This is a genomic window from Nocardioides sp. Z13_37, from assembly GCF_058355585.1.
The window spans coordinates 184841-205882 of record NZ_JBZGDV010000001.1 but is presented as its reverse complement, the minus strand read 5'-3'; the positions used below and the strand labels follow the sequence as shown (position 1 = coordinate 205882).

At 72.3% G+C, this 21042-nt stretch carries 17 protein-coding genes and 3 tRNA genes; 9 read left to right on the top strand and 11 right to left on the bottom strand.

Annotation, left to right across the window (positions count from 1 at the left end):
* Positions 1-25: 25 nt before the first annotated feature.
* The 4 genes from AC4H2S_RS01010 (at position 26) to AC4H2S_RS00995 (ending at position 4128) form a co-directional block, all read left to right on the top strand.
* Complete coding sequence (locus AC4H2S_RS01010; protein WP_491495090.1) at positions 26-1066, top strand: NAD(P)H-binding protein; 1041 nt, start codon at positions 26-28, stop codon at positions 1064-1066.
* Between the two features lie 84 nt (positions 1067-1150).
* Positions 1151-2665, top strand: a complete 1515-nt coding sequence (gene purF / locus AC4H2S_RS01005; RefSeq protein WP_491495833.1) for an amidophosphoribosyltransferase — start codon at positions 1151-1153, stop codon at positions 2663-2665.
* A 51-nt stretch (positions 2666-2716) separates the two neighbouring features.
* Positions 2717-3784: a phosphoribosylformylglycinamidine cyclo-ligase gene (gene purM, locus AC4H2S_RS01000; RefSeq protein WP_491495089.1), complete on the top strand. Its 1068-nt coding sequence runs from the start codon at positions 2717-2719 to the stop codon at positions 3782-3784.
* Positions 3785-3939: 155 nt separating this feature from the next.
* Complete coding sequence (locus AC4H2S_RS00995) at positions 3940-4128, top strand: DUF3073 domain-containing protein (protein WP_186339295.1); 189 nt, start codon at positions 3940-3942, stop codon at positions 4126-4128.
* A 310-nt stretch (positions 4129-4438) separates the two neighbouring features.
* Here the strand turns inward: AC4H2S_RS00995 and AC4H2S_RS00990 are convergent, their stop codons facing one another.
* From AC4H2S_RS00990 to AC4H2S_RS00965, 6 genes are all read right to left on the bottom strand, one after another.
* A complete protein-coding gene (locus AC4H2S_RS00990; protein WP_491495088.1) occupies positions 4439-5530 on the bottom strand; it encodes a Glu/Leu/Phe/Val family dehydrogenase in 1092 nt (363 codons plus the stop codon).
* Positions 5531-5670: 140 nt separating this feature from the next.
* Complete coding sequence (locus AC4H2S_RS00985; protein ID WP_491495087.1) at positions 5671-6984, bottom strand: hypothetical protein; 1314 nt, start codon at positions 6982-6984, stop codon at positions 5671-5673.
* Between the two features lie 92 nt (positions 6985-7076).
* A tRNA-Phe gene (locus AC4H2S_RS00980) sits at positions 7077-7150 on the bottom strand.
* 46 nt (positions 7151-7196) lie between these two features.
* On the bottom strand, positions 7197-8414 hold the full coding sequence (locus tag AC4H2S_RS00975; protein ID WP_491495086.1) for a sensor histidine kinase: 1218 nt from the start codon (positions 8412-8414) through the stop codon (positions 7197-7199).
* A gap of 112 nt (positions 8415-8526) precedes the next feature.
* On the bottom strand, positions 8527-9642 hold the full coding sequence (locus AC4H2S_RS00970; RefSeq protein WP_491495085.1) for a cytochrome P450: 1116 nt from the start codon (positions 9640-9642) through the stop codon (positions 8527-8529).
* Positions 9643-9860: 218 nt separating this feature from the next.
* Entirely contained in the window at positions 9861-10250 is a 390-nt protein-coding gene (locus tag AC4H2S_RS00965; protein WP_491495084.1) for a response regulator, read from the bottom strand.
* A 197-nt stretch (positions 10251-10447) separates the two neighbouring features.
* Here AC4H2S_RS00965 and AC4H2S_RS00960 point away from each other — a divergent pair.
* The 3 genes from AC4H2S_RS00960 to AC4H2S_RS00950 all read left to right on the top strand — a co-directional run bounded on the left by AC4H2S_RS00960 (position 10448) and on the right by AC4H2S_RS00950 (position 11144).
* A tRNA-Glu gene (locus AC4H2S_RS00960) sits at positions 10448-10520 on the top strand.
* 91 nt (positions 10521-10611) lie between these two features.
* A tRNA-Asp gene (locus AC4H2S_RS00955) sits at positions 10612-10688 on the top strand.
* A 102-nt stretch (positions 10689-10790) separates the two neighbouring features.
* A complete protein-coding gene (locus tag AC4H2S_RS00950; RefSeq protein ID WP_491495083.1) occupies positions 10791-11144 on the top strand; it encodes a metallopeptidase family protein in 354 nt (117 codons plus the stop codon).
* Between the two features lie 67 nt (positions 11145-11211).
* On the opposite strand, the gene AC4H2S_RS00945 is transcribed toward AC4H2S_RS00950, so the two are convergent.
* Positions 11212-12147, bottom strand: coding sequence for an ATP-binding protein (locus AC4H2S_RS00945; RefSeq protein WP_491495082.1), 936 nt, complete (start codon positions 12145-12147; stop codon positions 11212-11214).
* Between the two features lie 226 nt (positions 12148-12373).
* Here AC4H2S_RS00945 and AC4H2S_RS00940 point away from each other — a divergent pair, with 226 nt between their 5' ends.
* A complete protein-coding gene (locus AC4H2S_RS00940) occupies positions 12374-13864 on the top strand; it encodes an NAD(P)/FAD-dependent oxidoreductase (protein WP_491495081.1) in 1491 nt (496 codons plus the stop codon).
* 12 nt (positions 13865-13876) lie between these two features.
* Here the strand turns inward: AC4H2S_RS00940 and AC4H2S_RS00935 are convergent, their stop codons facing one another.
* Complete coding sequence (locus AC4H2S_RS00935) at positions 13877-14926, bottom strand: phosphatase PAP2 family protein (protein WP_491495080.1); 1050 nt, start codon at positions 14924-14926, stop codon at positions 13877-13879.
* A 171-nt stretch (positions 14927-15097) separates the two neighbouring features.
* Between AC4H2S_RS00935 and AC4H2S_RS00930 the strand changes: the two genes are divergently transcribed.
* Positions 15098-16120, top strand: a complete 1023-nt coding sequence (locus tag AC4H2S_RS00930; protein ID WP_491495079.1) for an NADPH:quinone reductase — start codon at positions 15098-15100, stop codon at positions 16118-16120.
* Between the two features lie 45 nt (positions 16121-16165).
* On the opposite strand, the gene AC4H2S_RS00925 is transcribed toward AC4H2S_RS00930, so the two are convergent.
* The 3 genes from AC4H2S_RS00925 to AC4H2S_RS00915 form a co-directional block, all read right to left on the bottom strand.
* A complete protein-coding gene (locus AC4H2S_RS00925) occupies positions 16166-18961 on the bottom strand; it encodes an amidase family protein (RefSeq protein ID WP_491495078.1) in 2796 nt (931 codons plus the stop codon).
* Positions 18962-19128: 167 nt separating this feature from the next.
* The gene (locus tag AC4H2S_RS00920; RefSeq protein WP_491495077.1) at positions 19129-19524 is read right to left on the bottom strand and encodes a MarR family transcriptional regulator; all 396 of its coding nucleotides are present in this window, start codon (positions 19522-19524) and stop codon (positions 19129-19131) included.
* Positions 19514-20986: an APC family permease gene (locus tag AC4H2S_RS00915; RefSeq protein ID WP_491495076.1), complete on the bottom strand. Its 1473-nt coding sequence runs from the start codon at positions 20984-20986 to the stop codon at positions 19514-19516. The genes AC4H2S_RS00920 and AC4H2S_RS00915 overlap by 11 nt, the downstream gene beginning before the upstream one ends.
* Positions 20987-21042: the final 56 nt, after the last annotated feature.

Genomic DNA, 21042 nt, shown 5'->3' with positions numbered 1-21042 from the left:
GCGACGGCCGGCACGGAGGCGGGCGGTGAGGGTCCTCGTCCTCGGCGCCACCGGCTACATCGGCTCGCGCCTGGTGCCGCACCTGCTCGAGCGCGGCCACGACGTCGCGGCCGCGTCGTCGTCGGTGCCGCGTCCCGATCGCTTCGGCTGGGACGACCGGGTGCGGGCGATCCGGTGCGACGTGACCGACCCGATCGCCGTGGCGGAGGCGCTCGAGGGGGTCGACGCCGTCGTCTACCTGGTCCACTCGCTCGACCGCAGCGACTTCACCGACCGCGACCGGGTCGGGGCCGAGAACGTCGCGGCGGCAGTGGCGTCCGGGGGCGTACGCCACCTGGTCTACCTCTCCGGCCTGGTGCCCGACGTGCCCGAGGCCGAGCTCTCGGCGCACATCGCCTCGCGCCTGGAGGTCGAGCGGATCCTGCTCGGAGCCTGCGAGGGCGCGGTCGCGCTCCGGGCCGGGGTCGTGATCGGCGCCGGGTCGACGTCGTTCGAGATCGTGCGCCAGATCGCGACGCTCTTCCTCGTGCAGCCGGTGCCGACCTGGATGGACAGCACCGTGCAGCCGGTGGCGGTCTCCGACGTGCTGCGCGCGATCACCGACGCGCTGGCCGACGACGGTCCCCTCGGTGCGGTCGACGTCGGTGGCCCCGACGTCGTCGCCTACCCCGACCTGCTGCGCATCATCGGCGGCGGCGCCGGGCTGGCGCGGCTCCGGGTGCCGGCGCCCGTGGCCCCGACGGGGCTGGTCGGCCTCGGCGTCGCGCTCGTCACGACGGCGCCCTTCCACACGGTGACCGCGCTGGTGGAGTCGCTGCACCACGACATGGTCTGCCGGCCCGGCCACACCTGGGCGCCGCGCACCGGCGCGCCCCTGCTCGGGGTGGAGCAGGCCGTCGAGCGGGCGCTCACGCCGATGTACGCCGGCCCGGAGGGTCCGCTCGCGTCCGACCCGGCGTGGGCGCGACCGCTGCCGCTGCTCGACGTCGTACCCCTCCCGGCCTCCGCCCGCGCCGTCACCCGGCTGGCCCTGCACCGGGTCCGCTCGCTGCTGCCCGGCGGCTGACCCCGCTCGACCCGTGGCGCCGGTGCGGTTCCCGGGCCGATCGCCCGTAGACTGCGAGCCGTGCCCCAGCGGACGAGCAAGCGGATGGGCGGCGACGGCCGCCTGACCACGGCGATCGACCCCCACGACCAGGGCCCGCAGGACGCCTGCGGCGTCTTCGGCGTCTGGGCCCCCGGCGAGGACGTCGCCAAGCTGACCTACTTCGGGCTCTACGCCCTCCAGCACCGCGGCCAGGAGTCGGCGGGCATCGCGGTCAGCAACGGGCGCCAGATCCTGGTCTACAAGGACATGGGTCTGGTCTCGCAGGTCTTCGACGAGTCCACGCTCGACTCGCTCAAGGGCCACCTCGCCATCGGCCACTCGCGCTACTCCACCACCGGCGCCTCCACGTGGCACAACGCGCAGCCGACCTTCCGCCCCACCGGCGACGGCTCGATCGCACTGGGCCACAACGGCAACCTGATCAACACCCACGAGCTGCGCGAGATGGTGCACGCGCTGCCCGGTCCCGCCGGCGAGCTCGACATCAAGGGCGTCGAGGGCGCGACCAACGACACGACCCTGGTCACCGCGCTCCTGGCCCACCACCCCGACACCACGCTCGAGCAGCGGGCGCTCGAGGTGCTGCCGCAGCTGCGCGGGGCGTTCAGCTTCGTGTGGATGAACGAGCACACCCTCTACGCCGCCCGCGACCCGCAGGGCATCCGTCCGCTCGTCCTCGGCCGCCTCGACCGCGGCTGGGTGGTGGCCAGCGAGGACGCCGCGCTCGCCACGATCGGCGCGAGCGTGGTCCGCGAGGTCGAGCCCGGCGAGATGATCGTCATCGACGAGAACGGCCTGCGCACCCACACGTTCGCCGAGCCGGAGCGCAAGGGCTGCGTCTTCGAGTACGTCTACCTCGCCCGGCCCGACGCCACCATCAGCGGCCGCAACGTCCACGAGGCGCGCGTCGAGATGGGACGCCGGCTGGCCCGCGAGTTCCCGGTCGACGCCGACCTCGTGATGCCCGTGCCCGAGTCCGGCACGCCGGCGGCGTCCGGCTACGCCGCCGAGTCCGGCATCCCGTTCGGCCAGGGCTTCGTCAAGAACGCCTACGTCGGTCGCACGTTCATCCAGCCCAGCCAGACGCTGCGCCAGCTGGGCATCCGGCTCAAGCTCAACGCCCTCGAGCACATGATCCGCGGCAAGCGCATCGTCGTCGTCGACGACTCGATCGTCCGCGGCAACACCCAGCGCGCGCAGGTGCGGATGCTCCGCGAGGCCGGGGCGCTCGAGGTGCACGTGCGGATCTCCAGCCCGCCGGTGAAGTGGCCGTGCTTCTACGGCATCGACTTCGCCACGCGCGCCGAGCTGATCGCCAACGGCCTCGACGTCGACGAGATCGCCTCCAGCGTGGGCGCCGACAGCCTCGGCTACATCTCGCTCGAGGGGATGGTCGAGGCGACCGGGCAGCCCGCCGACCGGCTGTGCCAGGCCTGCTTCACCGGCGAGTACCCCATCGAGCTGCCCGACGAGAGCCTGCTCGGCAAGCACCTGCTCGAGGCGACGCTGCAGTCGCCCACCCTGGGCCGCGCCCTGCCGGTCCTCAACAACCCCTGACCCGGGCCCGATCCGAGCCCGCCCCGCACGCCGCCAGCCGAGGAGCTCCGTGTGACCGACCAGACCACCGCCTACGAGGCCGCCGGGGTCTCCATCGAGGCCGCCGACCGCGCGATCGACCTGATGAAGGGCTGGGTCGAGAAGGCACGCCGGCCCGAGATGATCGGCGGCCTGGGCGGCTTCGCCGGCCTCTTCGACGCCTCCGCGCTCACCCGCTACGAGCGCCCCCTGCTGGCCACCTCCACGGACGGGGTCGGCACCAAGGTCGCCATCGCGCAGCTGATGGACGTCCACGACACCATCGGCTTCGACCTCGTCGGCATGGTGGTCGACGACCTCGTCGTGTGCGGCGCCGAGCCGCTCTTCATGACCGACTACATCGCCTGCGGGCGGGTCGTCCCCGAGCGGATCGCCGCCATCGTCAAGGGCATCGCCGAGGCCTGCGTGGTGGCTGGCTGCGCGCTCATCGGCGGCGAGACCGCCGAGCACCCGGGCCTGCTCGACCCCGACGACTACGACGTGGCGGGCGCCACGACAGGCGTCGTCGAGGCCAGCCGGCTGCTCGGCCCCGGCCGGGTCCGTCCCGGCGACGTCGTCATCGCGATGGAGGCCAGCGGGCTGCACTCCAACGGCTACTCCCTCGTGCGTCACGTCCTGCTGGAGAAGGCCGGGTGGACCGTCGAGCGCCAGGTCGACGACTTCGGTCGCACGCTCGGCGAGGAGCTGCTCGAGCCGACCCGCATCTATGCCAAGGCGTGCCTCGACCTCGCGGCCCGCACCGACACCCATGCCATGTCGCACATCACGGGCGGCGGTCTGGCCGCCAACCTCGAGCGGGTGCTCCCCGAGGAGCTGTCGGTGCGCATCGACCGCTCGACGTGGACGCCGCAGCCGGTCTTCGACGTCGTACGCCGCGTGGGCGAGGTGTCCCAGACCGACCTCGAGGCGACCCTCAACTGCGGAGTCGGCATGGTGTCGCTGACCCCGGCCGAGTCGGTCGACACCGCCATCTCCGTGCTCGCCGGGCACGGCATCCGGGCCTGGGTCGCCGGTGAGGTGCGCAGCGACGACGTCGACGGCGGCCGCGTCCTGCTGGAGGGCCAGCACCCCGGCTGGTGAGTGATTCGGCACTTCGCGGACGAAATGCCGAGTCTTGGTGTGCGGGAACAGCCACGGCTCAGGTAGCGTTGTCCCCACGATATGTAACCGATCAGACCGGGCGCGTCGGGCAGCTCTCCGACAGCCCCGGCCAAGTGTGCGAGGGGGTCGACCCTATGGGGCGCGGCCGAGCGAAGGCGAAGCAGACCAAGGTCGCGCGCGACCTGAAGTACCGGACTCACGAGACGGACTTCGGCGCGTTGGCGAAGGAGCTGCACGGAGAAGACACTCACCCCACGAGTGAGGTCGATGCCGACGATGACGAGTGGGTCGACTATGCCGACCCGCGTCGTCGCGCAGACTGATCGCACCCGATCACGGCCCTCGGGTCGTTCGGCGTACGAGTGCGCCCCGGGCCGACCGCCTGGGCGAGCAGGCGCGTCCTGACGCCTGAATGGTGTCGAGTGGGCGCGTCATGACGCCTGAATGGTGTCGAGTCGGCGCATCCTCGCGCCCAGACAGGTTCGAGTCGGCGCGTCCTGACCAAGCACGGTGAGGATGCGCCGGCTCGAGGCGTTCTCGCGGTCAGGACGCGCCGCCTCGACGGGCTGGGGCGGTCAGGACGCGCCTACTCGACGGGCTGGGGCGGTCAGGACGCGCCTACTCGCCCTCGGGTCAGCAGAGGTGGATGCCGCGGAGGCGGCCGACCTCGCGCATGCGACGCTCGGCGAGCCGGTCGGCGGCCTCGGCGGTCGTGACCCCGTCGGCCCTGGCGAGCTCGAACACCGTGCGGGTGGTCTCGAAGATGCCGCTCGCGCGCTGCTGGGCACGCTCGAAGGAGAAGCCCTCGAGCTCGTCGGCGACCTGGATCACGCCGCCGGAGTTCACGCAGTAGTCGGGGGCGTAGAGGATGCCGCGCTCCTCGACCTGCTTCTCGATGCCGGGGTGCGCTAGCTGGTTGTTCGCCGCACCGCAGATGATCGTGGCACGCAGCACGTCGAGCACCTCGTCGCTGATCGCGCCGCCCAGGGCGCACGGGGCGTAGACGTCGATCTCGCTCGCGACGAGCTCGTCGGTCGACGCCACGGCCCGCACCTGCGGGAACTGCTCGCGGATCGCCTCCACGGAGGGAGCGTGCACGTCGGTGACGACCACGTGGGCGCCGTCCTCGACGAGGTGGCGTACGAGGTGGCGACCGACCTTGCCGACGCCGGCGATGCCGACGGTGCGCCCGGAGAGGGTGGGCTCGCCCCAGGCCTGCTCGGCCGCGGCCCGCATGCCCTGGAAGGTGCCGTACGCCGTCAGCACCGAGCTGTCGCCGGCGCCGCCGTGGGCGACAGTGCGCCCGGTGACGTAGTCGCACTCGCGTGCGATGTGGTCCATGTCGTCGCTGAAGGTGCCCACGTCGCACGCGGTGAGGTAGCGGCCATCGAGGGACTGCACGAAGCGCCCGTAGGCCCGCAGCAGCGCCTCGGTCTTCAGCTCGGCCGGGTCGCCGATGATGACGGCCTTGCCGCCGCCCAGGTCGAGGCCCGCGAGCGCGTTCTTGTAGGACATCCCGCGCGAGAGGTTGAGGACGTCGACGATCGCGTCGTCGGTGCTGGCGTAGGGGTAGAACCGTGTCCCGCCGAGGGCCGGGCCCAGTGCGGTGGAGTGGATCGCGATGATGGCTCGCAGGCCGGTCGCGCGGTCGTTGCAGAAGACGACCTGCTCGTGCTCGTCACCGAGCTCGAAGACGTCGACGCCGGAACTGGGTACTCCAGACATGTGCGGTGGGTCCTTTTCGTGTGGGTGCGGCCGCGGGGTGTGCGGGCCCGGTCAGTGCGGTCGAGGGGTGGTGACCGCCGTCACCGTCAGGGTATCCCCGACGGATCCGCCCCTGCGCATCCCGTCGCACGTCGACCGCGTCACCCCGACCGCATCACGACCAGGTCGCCATGGGTGCCGTAGCCGAGCAGCCTGCCCCCCGCAGGACGGCCGTCGAACGTCACCATGAGCCACCCGCCGTCCACGCACGCCAGGTTGGGCCACGGGAGGTTGGTGGGGTAGGGCGCGTCCAGGGCGCCGATCTCGGTCATGGTCAGGTCGTACGCCGGGAAGCGGGCGCGCAGCCCGCGGGGCGAGTCGCGTCCATCGCTGGCCAGCACGACCAGCTCGCCGTCGACCTCGACCAGCGTCGTGCCCTCGGTCGCGGTGCGGTCGGTGGCGGCGCCGAGCAGCCGCAGCCGGTCCAGCCCCGGCCCGCCGGCGAGCACGGGGTGGAAGTCGAAGAAGCGGCGCGCGCTGACGAACCCGACCAGCCACTCGTCCCCGCTCCGGACGAGGTGGGGATCCCACGTGGCGATGGAGTCGAGCCCGTCGACGGGCAGGGGGAGCTCGCGGGTGTCGAGCACGTGCGCACCGCGCAGCAGGTCGGCGTCCGACTCGGCCCACGTCACGCGCAGGCCGGCAGGCGTACGACGTCCCGCGCGGGTGGTCGGCGCCTCGAAGTCGCCCCACGTGCTGGTCGCGACGAGCCAGCCGGTGTCGGTGAGCACCAGGTGGGTGGCGTGGTCGCCGAACACCCCGGGCCGGTCAGGTCGGTGGAAGAACAGGTCCGCGGAGTGGGAGATGTCCAGTGTGTCCGGGTCGAGGCGCCACACGCTCGTGTGGGCGGTGTCGAAGAAGCCCGGTCCCGCAGACGTCGCGGTCAGCCAGAGCGACCCGTCCGTGCGGACCGGACGGCCGTCCTCGCCGGTGACGAACCGGGTGTCGCGCAGGCCGAGCTGGCCGAACCTGCCGGCGACGCCACCGCCGGACGGCAGCTCCACGTGCAGCCCGGCGAGTGCCTGCTCGTCGCGGGTGTCCGTCACCTCGCGCAGGTCGTGGCGCGCGCGCGCCACCCAGCCGGCCGCCTCCCGGCTCCAGGCCGTCAGGTGGGTGCCGGTCAGCGTCAGGCCGAGGCCGGTCGGCGACTCGGCGCGGTGGAACCGCCGGCTGCGGAGCGTCCCGGCGCCGGGGACCTCGAGCGACACCGACCCATCGACGATCGACGCCGCGAGCCGGTGCCCGCCGAGGTGGAGGGCGAGCGGTCCGTCGACGTCGACGGTCGTCGTGGCGACGTACGGCGCGGCCGCCGGCATCGCGACCTCGCCCGCGCCGTCGGCCTCGACCTGCACCGACCCGGTGGCGATGAGGTCGAACGGACGCAGCCGGCGGACGATCTCGAGGCGGGGGAGCACGGCTCCATCGTGCCGCGCGAGGGGACGGATACCGACGCCGGGACACGCAGAAGGGCCCCGGTCGGGACGTGACCGGGGCCCTGCTGTGCTTGTGGGCAGGGGCGGGGTCGAACCGCCGACCTATCACTTTTCAGGCGATCGCTCGTACCAACTGAGCTACCTGCCCAAGCGGGACGAGGATACATGAGGCCCGCAGGGGTGCGGGAATCGGCTCACTCCGCGGCGGGCTGCGGGACGTAGGCCGGGACCTCGAGCCAGAACGACGATCCGGCGCCCGGGGTCGAGATCCCCGAGACCGCGCCGCCCTCCCGCTCGGCGATGGTGCGCGACAGCGACAGGCCGAGCCCGCTGCCCGCGGTCGTGGGGGCGGCGAAGCGCACGAACGGCTCGAAGGCGTGCTCGAGCTGCTCGGACGTCAGGCCGGGACCGTCGTCGCGCACGACGACGCGCACCATCGGCTGGCCGCTCTCGCCGAGCAGCTGCTCGGCGGACAGGTGCACGGTGCCGCCGGCGGGGTGGTGGTGCGCGATGGCGTTGCCCAGCAGGTTGGCGAGGATCTGGCGTACGGCGGACGGGTGGCCCCAGGCAGCCAGCCGCGGGTCGATCACCGCCTGCATGTCGACGTGGGCCGTGCGGGCGGGCGTGCGGTGCCAGTGCACGACGTCGGCCACCGCGTCGGACAGCCGGACCTCCTGGCGCTCGTCGTCGGTCGACATCGCGCGGCCGGCACCGAGCAGGTTGTCCACGATGGTGAGGAGCCGCTCGCACGAGCGCACGATGACCGGGCCGTCGCGCTTCATCCCGGTCGCGACGTCGTCGGCGGTCCCGTGCTCGGCGTCGTCGAGGAGAGCGTCGGTGTAGCCGAGGACGGTGGCCAGGGGGGTACGCAGCTCGTGCCCGACCGCGCCGAAGAACTGTTGGTTGGCTGCCTGCGCCTCCGCGCCCGCCTCGATCGCCTCGGCGAGCGCGCGTCGCGCGTGCTCCAGGGTGAGGCGGGCGGTGATCGCCGCGTTGAGCAGACGGAACTCCTGGATGACCCGGGCATGCCAGGCGCCGGCCTCCGCTCCCACCAGTGACAGGCTGCCGAACATCACGCCCTCGGAGGTGAACGTGGAGGCGATGAGGCTTCGCACGTCGGCCCGGGCGAGCTCGTCGCGGTCGACCCCGGCCTCGACGGGTAGCAGCTCGCGGTCAGGCAGCACGACGATGTCGCTCCTCGCGAACCGCGAGAGCCACGGCATGGTGAGCGCCGCCTCCGGCCCCGCGCCGGGTGGGGGCAGGAGAGTTCGGGCGGACCCGGGGGCTGTCCACTCCCTGACCCACGCCCGTCCACCGAGCTGGATCCAACCGGTGGGGTCCGCAGGTGTGAAGCTGGTGAGGACGATGGTGGCGATCTCCACGCGCGGTTCGGCCAGGAAGTGCTGAGCCACACGGGCGACCGCTTCGTCGAGCGACGTCTCACCAGCGAGGATCGACGTGGACAGACGCGCGGCCCCGTCCGATACAGCCTCATCCACCAAGCTGTCCTGCAGAGCAGGGTGATCAGCCACCGGATCCAGCCTCCCTTGGGGCGACGACGAACCTGCACGGTAGCGGTGCGATGCCACGACTCTGGTCGACGACCACGGGTTGGCTCAGCTCGAGCGTACGCGCGAGCGCCCACTCGGCGAGGTGCGTGAGGACCGCCATGCCGAGGTGGCGCCCCGGGCACGCGTGCGGACCCGCCCCGAAGGGCAACCACGCGCCGGGACGCTGCGACTCGTCCCGCCATCGGTGGGGGGCGAACCCAGGTAGTCCGGAGGGCTCGCCGGGAACGAGCTCGGGACGGCGGCCGAGCAGGAGCGGGCTCACGAGCACCACGGCGCCGGACGGCACGCGGTGACCGTCGATGTCGACCTCACGGGTGGTGATGCGCGCCGTGATCCAGGTGGGTGGCGTCAGGCGCAGCGTCTCCCAGACCGCATGCGACGCGTCGACACCCTCCGGCGGGCGGGAGGCGAGCCACGCGATCAACCAGGCTCCTGCGGCGATGGGGACCTGGATCCCGGCGGCCAGCATCGTGGCCGTGACCTGGGGCGATCCGTCGAGCCCGGGCACGATCGCCAGGGCATCGTCGAGGGCCAGTCGTGCCTCGCGCTCGCGGCGCCGCACGCGGCTCCACCGCCGCGGCGGCCTCTTGGCGGCGATCACCGGCGCCAGAGCGTCGATCCATTCGAGCACCAGGTCGGCGACGAGGTCACGTCGCTGGACGTCGAGGGAGGGCAGCACTGCGGCCGTCGTGCTGCGCGCCACCGGGCCTCGCAGCAGCACCATGGCGTCGTACGGCTCGCCGGGCGTCGAGTGGTCGTGCTCGGCCACGGCGGCGTCCCACTCGGCGGCGAAGACGGCCAGCCCGCGAGCGACCTGGTCGGGCGTGACCGATGGGAACACCACGTGGCCGGAGCGGGTGTCGCCCCGGCTGGCCGACAGGTCGCCGCTGCGGGTCACGTCGCCCGGGAAGTCGAAGTCCGAGACGTCGGTGAGGACCTGGCGGGCCTGACCGAGCGTGGTGGTGAGCCACGGCCCGTGGCGCCCGAGGGCGACCACCCCGGAACGTGGCGACGACAAGACAGCGCCGAGCCGGCCTCCGGCCGACTCGACGCTGTCCAGCTGTGTCACGGAGACGAGCGTGTTCGCGCGTCCGAACGTGTCAGCGGGCGCCGGGGCCCGGACGCCACATGTAGTAGGACTGGATCTGGTTGGCGGCGCGCTTGGCCTCGATCGCGGTGCGGATGCGGTTCATCATGGTGTTCTCCAGGGTGGGGTGATGGTGTGCGCCGGAAGGCGCACGGGGCTCTGCGCGGAGTCCCTTGCCCGTTGTGGGACAGGGGCCGGGGTCAGGACTCCAGGTCGCGCAGTGTCTCGGCGATCAGGTCGGTCAGCTGCTGGATCCGCAGCGGCTTCTGCATGACTGTCGTGATGCCGAGTTCTTGGAGGACCGCGCGGTTCTCGCCGGCCCAGGCGGAGATCACGACGACGCGCAGCCCGGGAGCCACGTCGGGGTGCTCGTGCAACCACTGCACCACCTCGACTCCGGTCATCCGGGGCATCGTCAGGTCGAGCAGCATGACCTCGAAGCGCTCGCGCTCCAAGGTCTCCACCGCGTCCTGGCCGTCGGAGGCCGTGGACGCCACGTGGCCGGCTCGCTCGACCAAGCGGCAGAACACGTCGCGGATGTCCTCGTTGTCATCGACGACGAGGAACCGCAGCTGCCGCTCGTTGCTCACGCGTCAAGATTAGTCAAACGGGTGGCAAGTCGTGGGGGGTCTGCCGAAACTTGTCCTCCGACCGGGCCGCGACCGGGCCAGCGAACGGGCCTGCGAACGGACTGCCAACGGCCCGGCCCGGGTCGACGGGTTGGGTGCCGAACGGCGGCTGGCCCTATGCTGGGCGCTGCTCGACCGGGTCCGTCCCGGACGAGCTGGCCCCCATCGTCTAGCGGCCCAGGACCCCGCCCTTTCACGGCGGTAGCGCCGGTTCGAATCCGGTTGGGGGTGCGACCCGGACCGGGGGTCGGCGCCGATTGGGTGCCACCGGAGACCATGGGTTAGAGTTCCACCGCTTCACCAGTTCGACCAGTTGTCACCTGGCCCCGTAGCGCAGTTGGTTAGCGCGCCGCCCTGTCACGGCGGAGGCCGCGGGTTCGAGTCCCGTCGGGGTCGCCAACGCATGACCAGCAGGGTGAGCCACCAGGCTCACCCTGCTGGTCATTTCGGGCGTTCTCACCGCGTCCCAGCGTGTTTTCCGGTCGACCCTAGGCTGGCGCCATGCCGATCGACCTCGACGCCGACTCGTTCGACGCCATGGTGGAACGGGCCCTGGACGGACTTCCCGACGAGCTCTCCCGGCTCGTGGACAACGTGGTGGTCCTCGTCGAGCCCGAGGCGCCGCCGGACGACCCCGACCTCCTCGGCCTCTACGACGGACTCGCGCTGACCGAGCGGCCCGCCAACCACTCCGGCATGCTCCCGGACCGGATCCTGCTGTTCCGCGGGCCGCTGCTCGACATGGCCGACACCGTCGAGGACCTCGAGGACGAGGTGCGCATCACCGTCGTCCACGAGGTGGCCCACCACTTCGGCCTCGACGACCGGCGCCTGCACGAGCTGGGCTGGGGCTAGCCCCGAGCGCATCCCGACTGGACCAGACCACAGCCGGACTGGACTGGACCAATTGCGCGGAGCGACGTCACCCGACCTGGCTGGCCGACGACGGCGCGGCCGAGCGCGAGCTGCCGTCCCACGGCTGGGCGCTCGCGCCGTCGAGCTGGTGGATCAGCTCGACGAGGAGCCAGTTGTGGAGGGCGCGCTGGCGTGGCGTGCGGGCGATGGACAGCAGTCGCTCGGCCCGGCAGAACGCGTCGGCGACGTCGAACATCTCGGTCATGGTGACGAAGATGGGCCCCGCCTCGCGCACCATCGGGAACGTCAGGTCGACCCGCGGCAGCCCACGGGCCTCGGCGTCGCGGACCTGTTCGGCGTAGGTCTGGGGGAACTGGCGCTCGAAGTTGGCGAACATCGAGGTCAGGTCGCCCGCCAGCGGGTAGTCGGACTGGTGGGAGAGCGACAGCAACCGCAGCTCGCGGCGCAGCTCGTGGTACTGCCGGGTGAGGGCGGTGTAGAGGGGGACGTCGACGCCGAGGAGGCGTACGTCGACCGCGTCGTCGCTGGTGGGCTCGGCCCGGGCGCGGTCCTGGTGGTCGATGACCCACTCGACCGATCCGGTGTCGGTCATCTCCGGGGCCGGCTCGAACCACACGATCTTGCCGTCGGACTCGATGGTCGCACCCCACGCCTGGGCGCACTGGGCCACGATCGACAGGCCGCGGCCGAAGGTGAGCAGCAGGTCGAGGTCGTCGCCCTCGACCGGTCCCGGCGGCACCGGCGGGCGGGGCGAGCCGTCGATCACCTCGATGCGCGGGTGGGACGCGGTGCCGCGCACGCGCACCTTGTAGGGAGCGGCGGCGTGCAGGAGGGCGTTGGCCACCAGCTCCGAGACGCCCAGCTCGGCGCACTCGACGAGGTCGTCGCGCTCGAGCCGCAGGCAGATGTCACCGACCCAGCGACGCGCGTCGGCCGCAGCGCGCGGCGAGGACGCCAGCGTCAACTCGGAGCTCAACGGCACTGGGACTCATTTCGGCGGGACGAGCAGTGGTGGACAGTCCAGTGGAACCATGATTGCCCAAGGTCACCTGGTTCAAACCTCGACAATCACCATAGTTTCTCGCAACGTGGGGTAGTGGGGTGTGAGCAAGCAGACGCGCCCGGCGTTTCGCCCGCTGCGTGCCCCGAGCGACAATTGCGCAACGGTGGACGTCACGCCGCCGCACCTTACGACCTCAGGAGCTCCCATGACCTCGACGCCCGCCACGCAGTCGGATCGCCACAGGGTCGTGGTGATCGGGTCCGGCTTCGGCGGGCTGTTCGGGACCAAGGCCCTGCACAAGGCCGACGTCGACGTCACCGTCATCGCCAAGACCACCCACCACCTCTTCCAGCCGCTGCTCTACCAGGTCGCCACCGGCATCCTCTCCGAGGGCGAGATCGCCCCGCCGACCCGCGAGGTGCTCAGCGGCCAGGACAACGCGAGCGTGATCCTCGGCGAGGTGACCGGCATCGACCTGACCGCCAGGACGGTCACCTCGAGGGTCCTGGGCCGCGACACGGTGACGCCGTACGACTCGCTGCTCGTGGCCGCCGGCGCCAGCCAGTCCTACTTCGGCAACGACCACTTCGCCGAGTTCGCCCCCGGCATGAAGAGCATCGACGACGCCCTCGAGCTGCGCGGGCGCATCTTCGGCGCCTTCGAGATGGCCGAGCTGGGTGCCAGGCGCGGCGACGACGTCGACCACCTGCTGACCTTCGTCGTGGTCGGCGCGGGCCCGACCGGCGTGGAGATGGCCGGACAGATCGCCGAGCTCGCCCACCGCACGCTGCGCAAGGACTTCCGCACGATCAACACCCGCACCGCCCGCGTCGTGCTGATCGACGCCGCCGGCCAGGTGCTCCCGCCCTTCGGCAGCAAGCTGGGCGCGAAGACCAAGACCGAGCTGGAGAAGCTCGGCGTCGAGGTGATGCTCGGCGCGATGGTGACCGACGTGGACGAGCGCGGTCTCGACGTGAAGTTCAAGGACGGCCGGGTCGAGCGGATCAGCTCCGTCGCCAAGATCTGGGCAGCCGGCGTGCAGGCCAACCCGCTGGGCAAGACGCTGTCGGAGCAGACCGGTGCCCCGCTGGACCGCGCCGGGCGGATCTCGGTCAACCCCGACCTCACCCTGCCCGGCCACCCCGAGGTGTTCGTCGTCGGCGACATGATCGCCCTCGACAACCTCCCGGGCGTCGCGCAGGTCGCGATCCAGGGCGCCAAGTACGCCGCCAAGGAGATCGCCAACCGGGTCGAGGGCAAGGCGCCGCAGCCGCCGTTCAAGTACTTCGACAAGGGCTCGATGGCCATCATCAGCCGGTTCCGTGCCGTGGCCATGGTCGGCAAGCTGCGGCTCACCGGCGTGCTGGCGTGGCTGATGTGGCTGGGCGTCCACCTCGTCTACCTCACCGGCTTCAAGAACCAGGTCTCCGCGCTGATGCGCTGGGCGATCACCTTCGCGAGCAACCGCCGTTCGGAGCGCACCACCACCGAGCAGCAGATCTTCGCCCGGGCGGCGCTCGCGCGGCTGCGTGGCGGTGCGGCCGACCTGGTCTCGGACCCGGGCATCTACGACGCGACGCGCGCGATGATGCAGGAGACGCGACGTCAGGAGCTCGAGGCGTCCGCCGTCCGCGAGGCCGAGCTCACCGACTCGGGCGCGCGCGGCGTGCCGGCCGATCGCGTCGGCGGCGCCTGAGGCCGTACGCGCTCAGGCGCTCGGCGAGCCCCCCGCGTCGGGATTCGCCTCGGGCTGCGCGTCGTGCTGCAGCTCGTCCTTCGCCCTGCCCAGCCGGTGGCCGGTCACCCGCGCGGCGACGAGGAACGCGATGATCGCGATCGCGGCGCCGGCGACGTCGTCGGCGATGTAGTGCCAGCCGAAGTAGAGCGTGGCGATGACGGTCAGGACGAAGTTGACCCAGAAGATCCGCCGCACGATCGTGCTGCGCACCGTGTACTGCGCCATCAGCGCCCACAGCAGCGCGATCGCCGTGTGCAGGCTGGCGAACCCCGCGACGCCCTGGTAGTCGCCCTCGTCCCACAGGAAGCCCTGCCGCGTGTAGACCAGCGACTCCATGAGGTCGGAGGTGCCGTTGGGGGTGATGTCACTCGTCAGCCACGGGTACATGATTCCCGGGCCGAGGGTGGGCAGGAGGTAGTAGGACGCGGCGCCCAGCGTCCACGCGATGCCCTGCGCGGTGACGAACCACCAGCCGTGGCCGATGTTGCGCGACCAGACCAGCCAGACCGTGACGAGGATCGCCACGAGCGGGATGTAGGCGAGGTAGACCGCAGACAGCACGTGCGCGGAGATGCCGGTGCCGAGGATGTCGTGGAGCAGGGTCGACGGGTCGTGGCCGAAGAGCACGAAGCGGTCGAGGGCCCGCAGCTCGCTGTCGAACTTGACCTCGCGCACCAGCGGCAGCAGCGACTTGAGGTTGCGGTAGGCGACGTAGACCACGTAGAAGCCCGAGATGCCGACGATGACGAGCTGCAGGCGGGCGCGGGTCCAGTGCGTACGCATGCGGTCGCGGATGGCGGCGACGGTGCGGGCCGGGTCGAGGCGCCCGCGCCACAGTGCCTGGGGGAGCAGGTCGAGCACGATCGCCGCCGCGCAGAGGACCGGCAGGCGCACCCACGAAGGGCCGAGGAAGCTTCCCTCCGGGTCGGCGACGGGCCGGTCGAGCAGCATGCTCGTGGCGAACGTGACCACGCCGATCAGGATCGCGTTGGCCACCAGGAAGGTGTAGGGCCGTGTCATCCACCGTCGCCGGCTGCCTGTCTGTGCATCGAGGGCGGCGGGCGAAGGCGCGGACATGTGACTCCGGTCGTGCTCAGGCGGGCGGACCCACCCATTGTCCCGGGGTGGTCAAGGCCGGGTGCACCCGGGAGGCGGTTGTGGGCGCAGGCGCCACCGGGCGAGGATGACGGGATGCGCGCTGTGGTCTACACCGAGAGCGGTGACACGTCGGTGCTCGAGCTGGTCGACCGGGCGGCCGCGGAGCCCGGCCCGGGCGAGGTCCGGGTCAGGATCGTGCGCGCCGGGGTCAACCCGACGGACTGGAAGTTCCGCGCCGGCGGGATGGGCGAGCTCGCGTTCCCCGAGATCGTGCCCGGCCAGGACGGCTCCGGGGTGGTCGACGCCGTCGGGTCCGACGTCTCCGACCTCGCGGTGGGGGATCGGGTGTGGACGGTGCTGGCCCAGCACACCCGGCCGGGCGGCACGGCGCAGGAGCAGGTCGTCCTGCCGCTGGCCCACGTGGTGCCGCTGCCCGAGGCCGCGTCGTACGACCTCGGCGCGTCGCTCGGCGTCCCCGCGGTCACCGCCCACCGCGCGCTGACGACCTCGGAGGACGGCCCCGACCGGCTCGCGCCCGGAGCGCTCGCGGGGATGACCGTGCTCGTCGCCGGCGGCGCCGGGGCCGTCGGCAACGCGGCGATCCAGCTCGCGCGCTGGGCCGGCGCCACCGTGGTCGCCACCGTCAGCAGCGACGAGAAGGCAGCGCTCGCGACGGCTGCCGGCGCGCACCACGTCGTCAACTACCGCGAGGACGACCTCGTCGACTCCGTGCGTGCCCTGGTGCCCGCCGGCGTGGACCTCGTCGTCGAGGTGGCGCCCGCGCCGAACCTGCGCCACGACCTCCGGATGATCAGGCCGCGGGGGACGATCGCGATCTACGCCAACAACGGCGGCGACGAGCTGACCCTCAGCGTCCGCGAGACGTTCTCCACCAACGCCCGCTTCCAGTGGGTGCTGCTCTACACCGTCGGGCCCGATGCCCTGCGCGCCGCTGCGGAGGACATCACCGCCGCCCTCGCCGACGGGGCGCTGGGAGTCGGCGACGCGCACGGGCTGCCGCTGCACCACTACCCGCTCGAGCGGACGGCCGACGCCCACGCCGCGGTCGAGGACGGTGTGGTGGGCAAGGTGCTCCTCGACGTCGCCGACGACTGAGCGGCGCCACACCCGGAGGTGCGGCGCCGCCCAGGTCGGGTCAGGTCAGAGGCGGACCCTGACCTTGGTGGGGCGCGTCACCGACTGCGTCCCGCCGGTGCCGTCGAACGTCACGGCCAGGACCACGGCCTTGCCGCGCACCAGCCGGCGCTTCGCCTTCCCGGTCAGCGTGAGGGCGACCTGCTTCTGGGCGCCCGCCCGGACCCGCACCGTCCTGCTGTCGAGGCGCGAGCCCTTGGTCTTCACCTGGACGGTGCTGGTGCAGGCCTCGCCGGCGCTGGCGCAGCCCAGGCTGACGACCACCCGGACCGAGCCGTTCTTCGCCACCCGGGCCGTGGCCGTCTTCGACAGCACGGTCGGACGCCGCACTGCCTCGGGGGTCTGGACGGGCGGGGTCGGCGTCGTCGTGGACGGCGGCGTGACCGGTGCGGGCGGCGTCACCGGGGTGGCGGGCTCCAGCGGCTCGACCGGGGTCGGGATCGCGTCGGCGTCGTACTCCAGCGCCGGCAGCACGCTCGGCAGGACCCGGCCCTCACGCACCGTCTTGAACGCGTAGACGAACCCGAGGAGCTCCGCGTCCTGGAACGCCTTGCCCTGCAGCTGGAAGCCGATGGGCGTGCCGTGCGCGTTCATCCCCGCCGGGAAGATCGCGGTGGGCACGCCGGCGGCCGACGACTGCGGGTCGCGGCGACCGAAGCTGTTGCCGGTGGAGTCGTTGAGGTGGATGTCGCTGAGGCCCTCCGGGTAGAGCACAGCGTCGACCCCGTTGTCGTCCATCCAGGCCTCCAGCACGTCGCGGTAGGACGCGCGCCAGGCCTCGAAGTCCCGCTGCTGCTGGTCGGTCATGTCGGCGGTGCCGGGAGACACCTCCTGGATGTCGACCGGGGCGTCGGGGTGCGCCTCGAACCACTGGACCCAACCCTCGCGGCCGGTGTTGCCGAAGTCGCCGCGGGTGGGGGCCGCGGGTGCCGCCGGGATGTCCTTGAGGGTCGCACCCGCCGCCTCGAACGTCGCGAACTGCTCGCGGAGCGCGTCGCTGGTCACGGTGGTGCCGAACGGGTCGTCGAATGCCTCCGCCGGGATGCCGATGACCTTGCCCTTCAGGGCGTCGGGGGAGAAGTGCTCGGTCCAGCTCTCGGGCCGCTTGCCGTTGGCCACGTCGTCGAGGACGTCGTCGGGGTTGTCGACGGCGGCGACCTCGAGGAGCGCCGCGAGGTCCTCGACCGACTGCGTCATGAAGCCGACGTAGTCCTGGATGATCGTCAGCGGCATGGTTCCGGCGCTGGACTGGATGCCGTCGGTGCCGCGCAGCGAGTAGAGGCTGCCGGCCCAGGAGGGGCCCCAGAGGGAGTCACCGGTCTGGGTGCCCATCGCGGCGGCGCCGAAGCTGGCCGCGATCGCCGCACCCGAACCGCCACTCGAGCCGATGGTGCTCTTCGACGGGTCGAACGCGTTCCACACCTGGCCGAAGTCGCTCTGGCTGAAGTGGCCGCTGCGGGCGAACTTCGAGAGGTTGGCCTTGCCGAGGATGATGGCGCCGGCGTCGCGCAGCCGCTTGACCTGGAACGAGTCCTCGGACGGGGTCCAGCCGTCGAAGAGCAGGGAGCCTCCCGTGGTCGGCATGTCCGCGGTGTCGATGATGTCCTTGACCAGGATCGGCACACCCAGGAGCGGACGGGTGTCGCCGGCCTTGCGTGCCGCGTCGGCGGCGCGGGCCTGCTGCATCGCGTCGGGGGCCACGGCCAGGACGGACTTCAGCCCGAACGGGCCGCGGTCGTAGGCCGCGATCCGGTCCAGGTAGGCCCGCACGATCTGCTGGGAGTTGGTGCGTCCCGCGTCGAGGTCGGCGAGCTGCTCGGTGAACGACCTGCCGATCGGGTCGTAGGTGGACGTCGTCGCGACGGTCTCGGCCTGCACAGCGCCGATGACGTCGTTCTGGATCGGCTCCGTCGCGGCGGCCGCGCAGGTGGCGGGGTCCGTGCCGAGCGTGGTCGGCGTGAAGTTGACGACCGAGCAGATCTCGGACGTGCGGAGGTCGCTGAGGTCGGGACCGGCGGCCAGCTCGGCGGCGGTGTCCTCGACGAAGTCGACCTCGCTCCCGGCTGCCGGGACGGGGTTGCCGGCCAGGGCCCGGACCTCGGAGCGGCCGGCGACGACGTAGCGCAGGAGCGAGGCGGTCCGGCCCGGCTGGATGGTGAGCGTGGTCATGAACGCCGGGTGGTTGGCCTCGTCGCCCGAGGCGGCCAGGTCGTTGGTGAACGGGTCGCGCAGGAAGTTGCCCATGCGGGTCGGGGCGCCCGCGGTGCCGGGCTCGCCGGCGACGGTCGCCGACGGGCCGTTGGTGCTGGCCGATCCCGCGCCCGCCGACGGGGAGTACCACGACGCCCAGCTGTCGTCCGGCGAGATCGTCGCGTCGCCGGAGGAGGTGCCGGCGATGGCCGTCTGGTTGGCGCCGGTGTTGTAGCCGAGCTGGCCGCCGAAGGCGACGTCGATGGTGACGGGGGCGTGCAGGGTGTTGGTGAAGGTGTCGAGGAAGCGGCCGTAGTTGTCGTCCTTGTCGACCTTGAGCTCGCGCTGGACGACGACGCCGTCGACCTTGACGCCCTGGGTCGTCGAGAACGTGTCGCGACCGTCGTAGGTCATCCCGAAGCCGCGCAGCAGGATGCCGTTGAGCCGGCTCGTGCCGCCGTCGACCTCCACCCGGAGGCCGCCGTAGCCCTGCAGGGCCAGGCCGTTGGTGCGCGTCACGCTGCCGGTGTCGATGCCGGGGATGGCGGCGTCGTGGACCTGCCAGGTGTCCCCACGCGCGACGGTGACGGTGTTGAGTGCTTCTGCGGGCACGGCCACCAGCGTGGACAGGGCCACTCCGGCCACAAGTGCCGGCGGGACGAAACGGCGCGCACGTCGCTGCCGTGAACCGTTCTCCGGGTTTCTCATGTGTTCCTCGGATTCTCGTGGGGGATGGCGGACCCTGGCGGGCCCGACGCGACGAGTAGACCGAGGGCGGGTCACGTGGCCGTTCCGCCGAGGTGAAGACCTCGTGGGTCCAAATGAGACAGCCCGATCGGGGCCTGTGGCTCGCGCGGTGCCGTCGCTCGGGAGGCGGGTCGCCCCTCGTCGGTGGTCGGGCGTGCCGGGGCCGGGGCCGTGCCGGCGGCTGCCGACAGCGCCCTGACCCGCTCCCCGATGACGAAGCCGCGCAGGTCGGGAGTGCGGACGAGGTACTCGTTGGCGACCAGGTGCTTGATGATCCGGTAGACGCTGGCGCGCGACATCGGCAGAGCCTCGGTCAGCTCGCGTGCGGTGACGCCGGGCCCGAGTCGGGCCACCGCCTCCAGGACCGCGAAGGCACTGTCGACCGCCGCCGGCTGCCGGGCGAGGAACTCGTGGGACTCAGTCGACATGGCGCTCGCGTGGTCGCAGGGCGCTCAGGAGCACCGACGAGGAGAGGGCGTCGTCGTGCATCCCGATGTAGCGCTCGTCCGGGCCGGTGCGCCGTCTCGCGCGCCACCAGAGGGCGAGCCCCATCAGCGCGGCCGCGCCGAGCAGCGACAGTGCCATCACGCGGCCGCTCCGCAGCTCGGTCACGAGCTCGTTCGCCGCCACGGCTGCCGCCGCGGCCGCGGCCATGACCGCCGCCACGACCGGCCCCGGCGTGGCCTCGTCGATCGAGCGCAGGAAGACGGGCAGCGACGCCGCAGCGCAGGCGTACGCCACGCAGATCACCACGCTCGCGGAGAGCTTCAGGTCCCAGGAGAACCCCTCGAGGCCGATGCCGGCAGCCGTCGCGACGAGGGGCGGTCCGACCGCGACCGGGACGACCAGGAGCGTGGCCACCATCGGGCTGCCGCGTCGGTCGAGCCGGCCGACCACGGCGGGCAGGACGCCCTCGCGGGCCATCGAGAACAGCAGCCGGGCGAGGGCGGACCACACGCACAGGGCCAGTGCCACGAGCGACCAGGCGAGCACGACCAGCACCAGCGCGTCCTCGGCGGACCGCTCGGCGCCCGGGGCCAGCCAGCGCCAGGTCCAGACCGAGGGGGCGTCGGCCGGTCGTGCCGTCGCCACGACGTTGGCCAGCGCGAACAGGACCGCCGCCAGCGTGAGGCTGACCCGGAGCGCCTGCGGCACGTCGTGGAAGGGTCGCCGGGTCTCCAGCCCGAGCGAGGCCGAGCACTCGAAGGCCAACGTCAGGACGACGATCATCGCGGCGCCGAGGAGGATCCGTGAGATCGAGGCGCCCTCCAGGGAGAAGGCCGACGCCGACGGCAGGCCGTAGCGGTTCGTCCAGACGACCAGCACCGTGCCGAGCACCACCAGGCTGACCACCTCGGCGACCAGGGCGGCGCGGGAAGCCCAGTGGATCCCGCGACCGGTCGCGTAGAGGCACACCGCGGCGCCGGCGACGAGGAGTGCACCCACTCGCCACTGGCCGTCCACCGGGCCGCTCCCCAGCGCGACGAGGGCGGCATCGGCGCGGCCGGCGGCATCGGCGAGCCCGAACCCGATCATGGCGCCGTAGCCGACGACCATGCAGCCGGCCACCCCGAGCGCCGGGACGGGCCCGAGCCCCTTGGCCACGAAGGTGTAGAGCGTGCCCGCGGAGCGGAACCGGCTGGAGAACTGCCCGAAGGTCGACACGAGCAGCGCCACCACCGCGAAGCCCATCACGGTGCTCAGCCAGAATCCCGGACCCACGATCACCGGGAAGGCGAGGCCCGAGCCGAGAGCGGTCAACGACGGGACCAGGACGGCCACCGAGTGGGCGACCAGGTCGACCGTGCCCACCTCGCGGCGCGCGACGCCCTCGAACACGGAGCGGTCGCGGAACCGGAGTGACGGCGTGCGATCCTCGACTGGCGACACGCCGCGACGGTAGGGGCGCGAGGTTTCGGCCCGATGACGGCTGGCGTCATCCCACG

Bases quoted from the DNA above. Each gene is read 5' to 3' on its own strand.
- AC4H2S_RS00930 (WP_491495079.1), top strand. From the start codon at position 15,098: ATGCGCGCTGTGGTCTACACCGAGAGCGGTGACACGTCGGTGCTCGAG.
- purF (WP_491495833.1), top strand. From the start codon at position 1,151: ATGGGCGGCGACGGCCGCCTGACCACGGCGATCGACCCCCACGACCAG.
- AC4H2S_RS00995 (WP_186339295.1), top strand. From the start codon at position 3,940: ATGGGGCGCGGCCGAGCGAAGGCGAAGCAGACCAAGGTCGCGCGCGAC.
- AC4H2S_RS00935 (WP_491495080.1), bottom strand. From the start codon at position 14,926: ATGACACGGCCCTACACCTTCCTGGTGGCCAACGCGATCCTGATCGGC.
- AC4H2S_RS00950 (WP_491495083.1), top strand. From the start codon at position 10,791: ATGCCGATCGACCTCGACGCCGACTCGTTCGACGCCATGGTGGAACGG.
- AC4H2S_RS00920 (WP_491495077.1), bottom strand. From the start codon at position 19,524: ATGTCGACTGAGTCCCACGAGTTCCTCGCCCGGCAGCCGGCGGCGGTC.
- AC4H2S_RS00990 (WP_491495088.1), bottom strand. From the start codon at position 5,530: ATGTCTGGAGTACCCAGTTCCGGCGTCGACGTCTTCGAGCTCGGTGAC.
- AC4H2S_RS00940 (WP_491495081.1), top strand. From the start codon at position 12,374: ATGACCTCGACGCCCGCCACGCAGTCGGATCGCCACAGGGTCGTGGTG.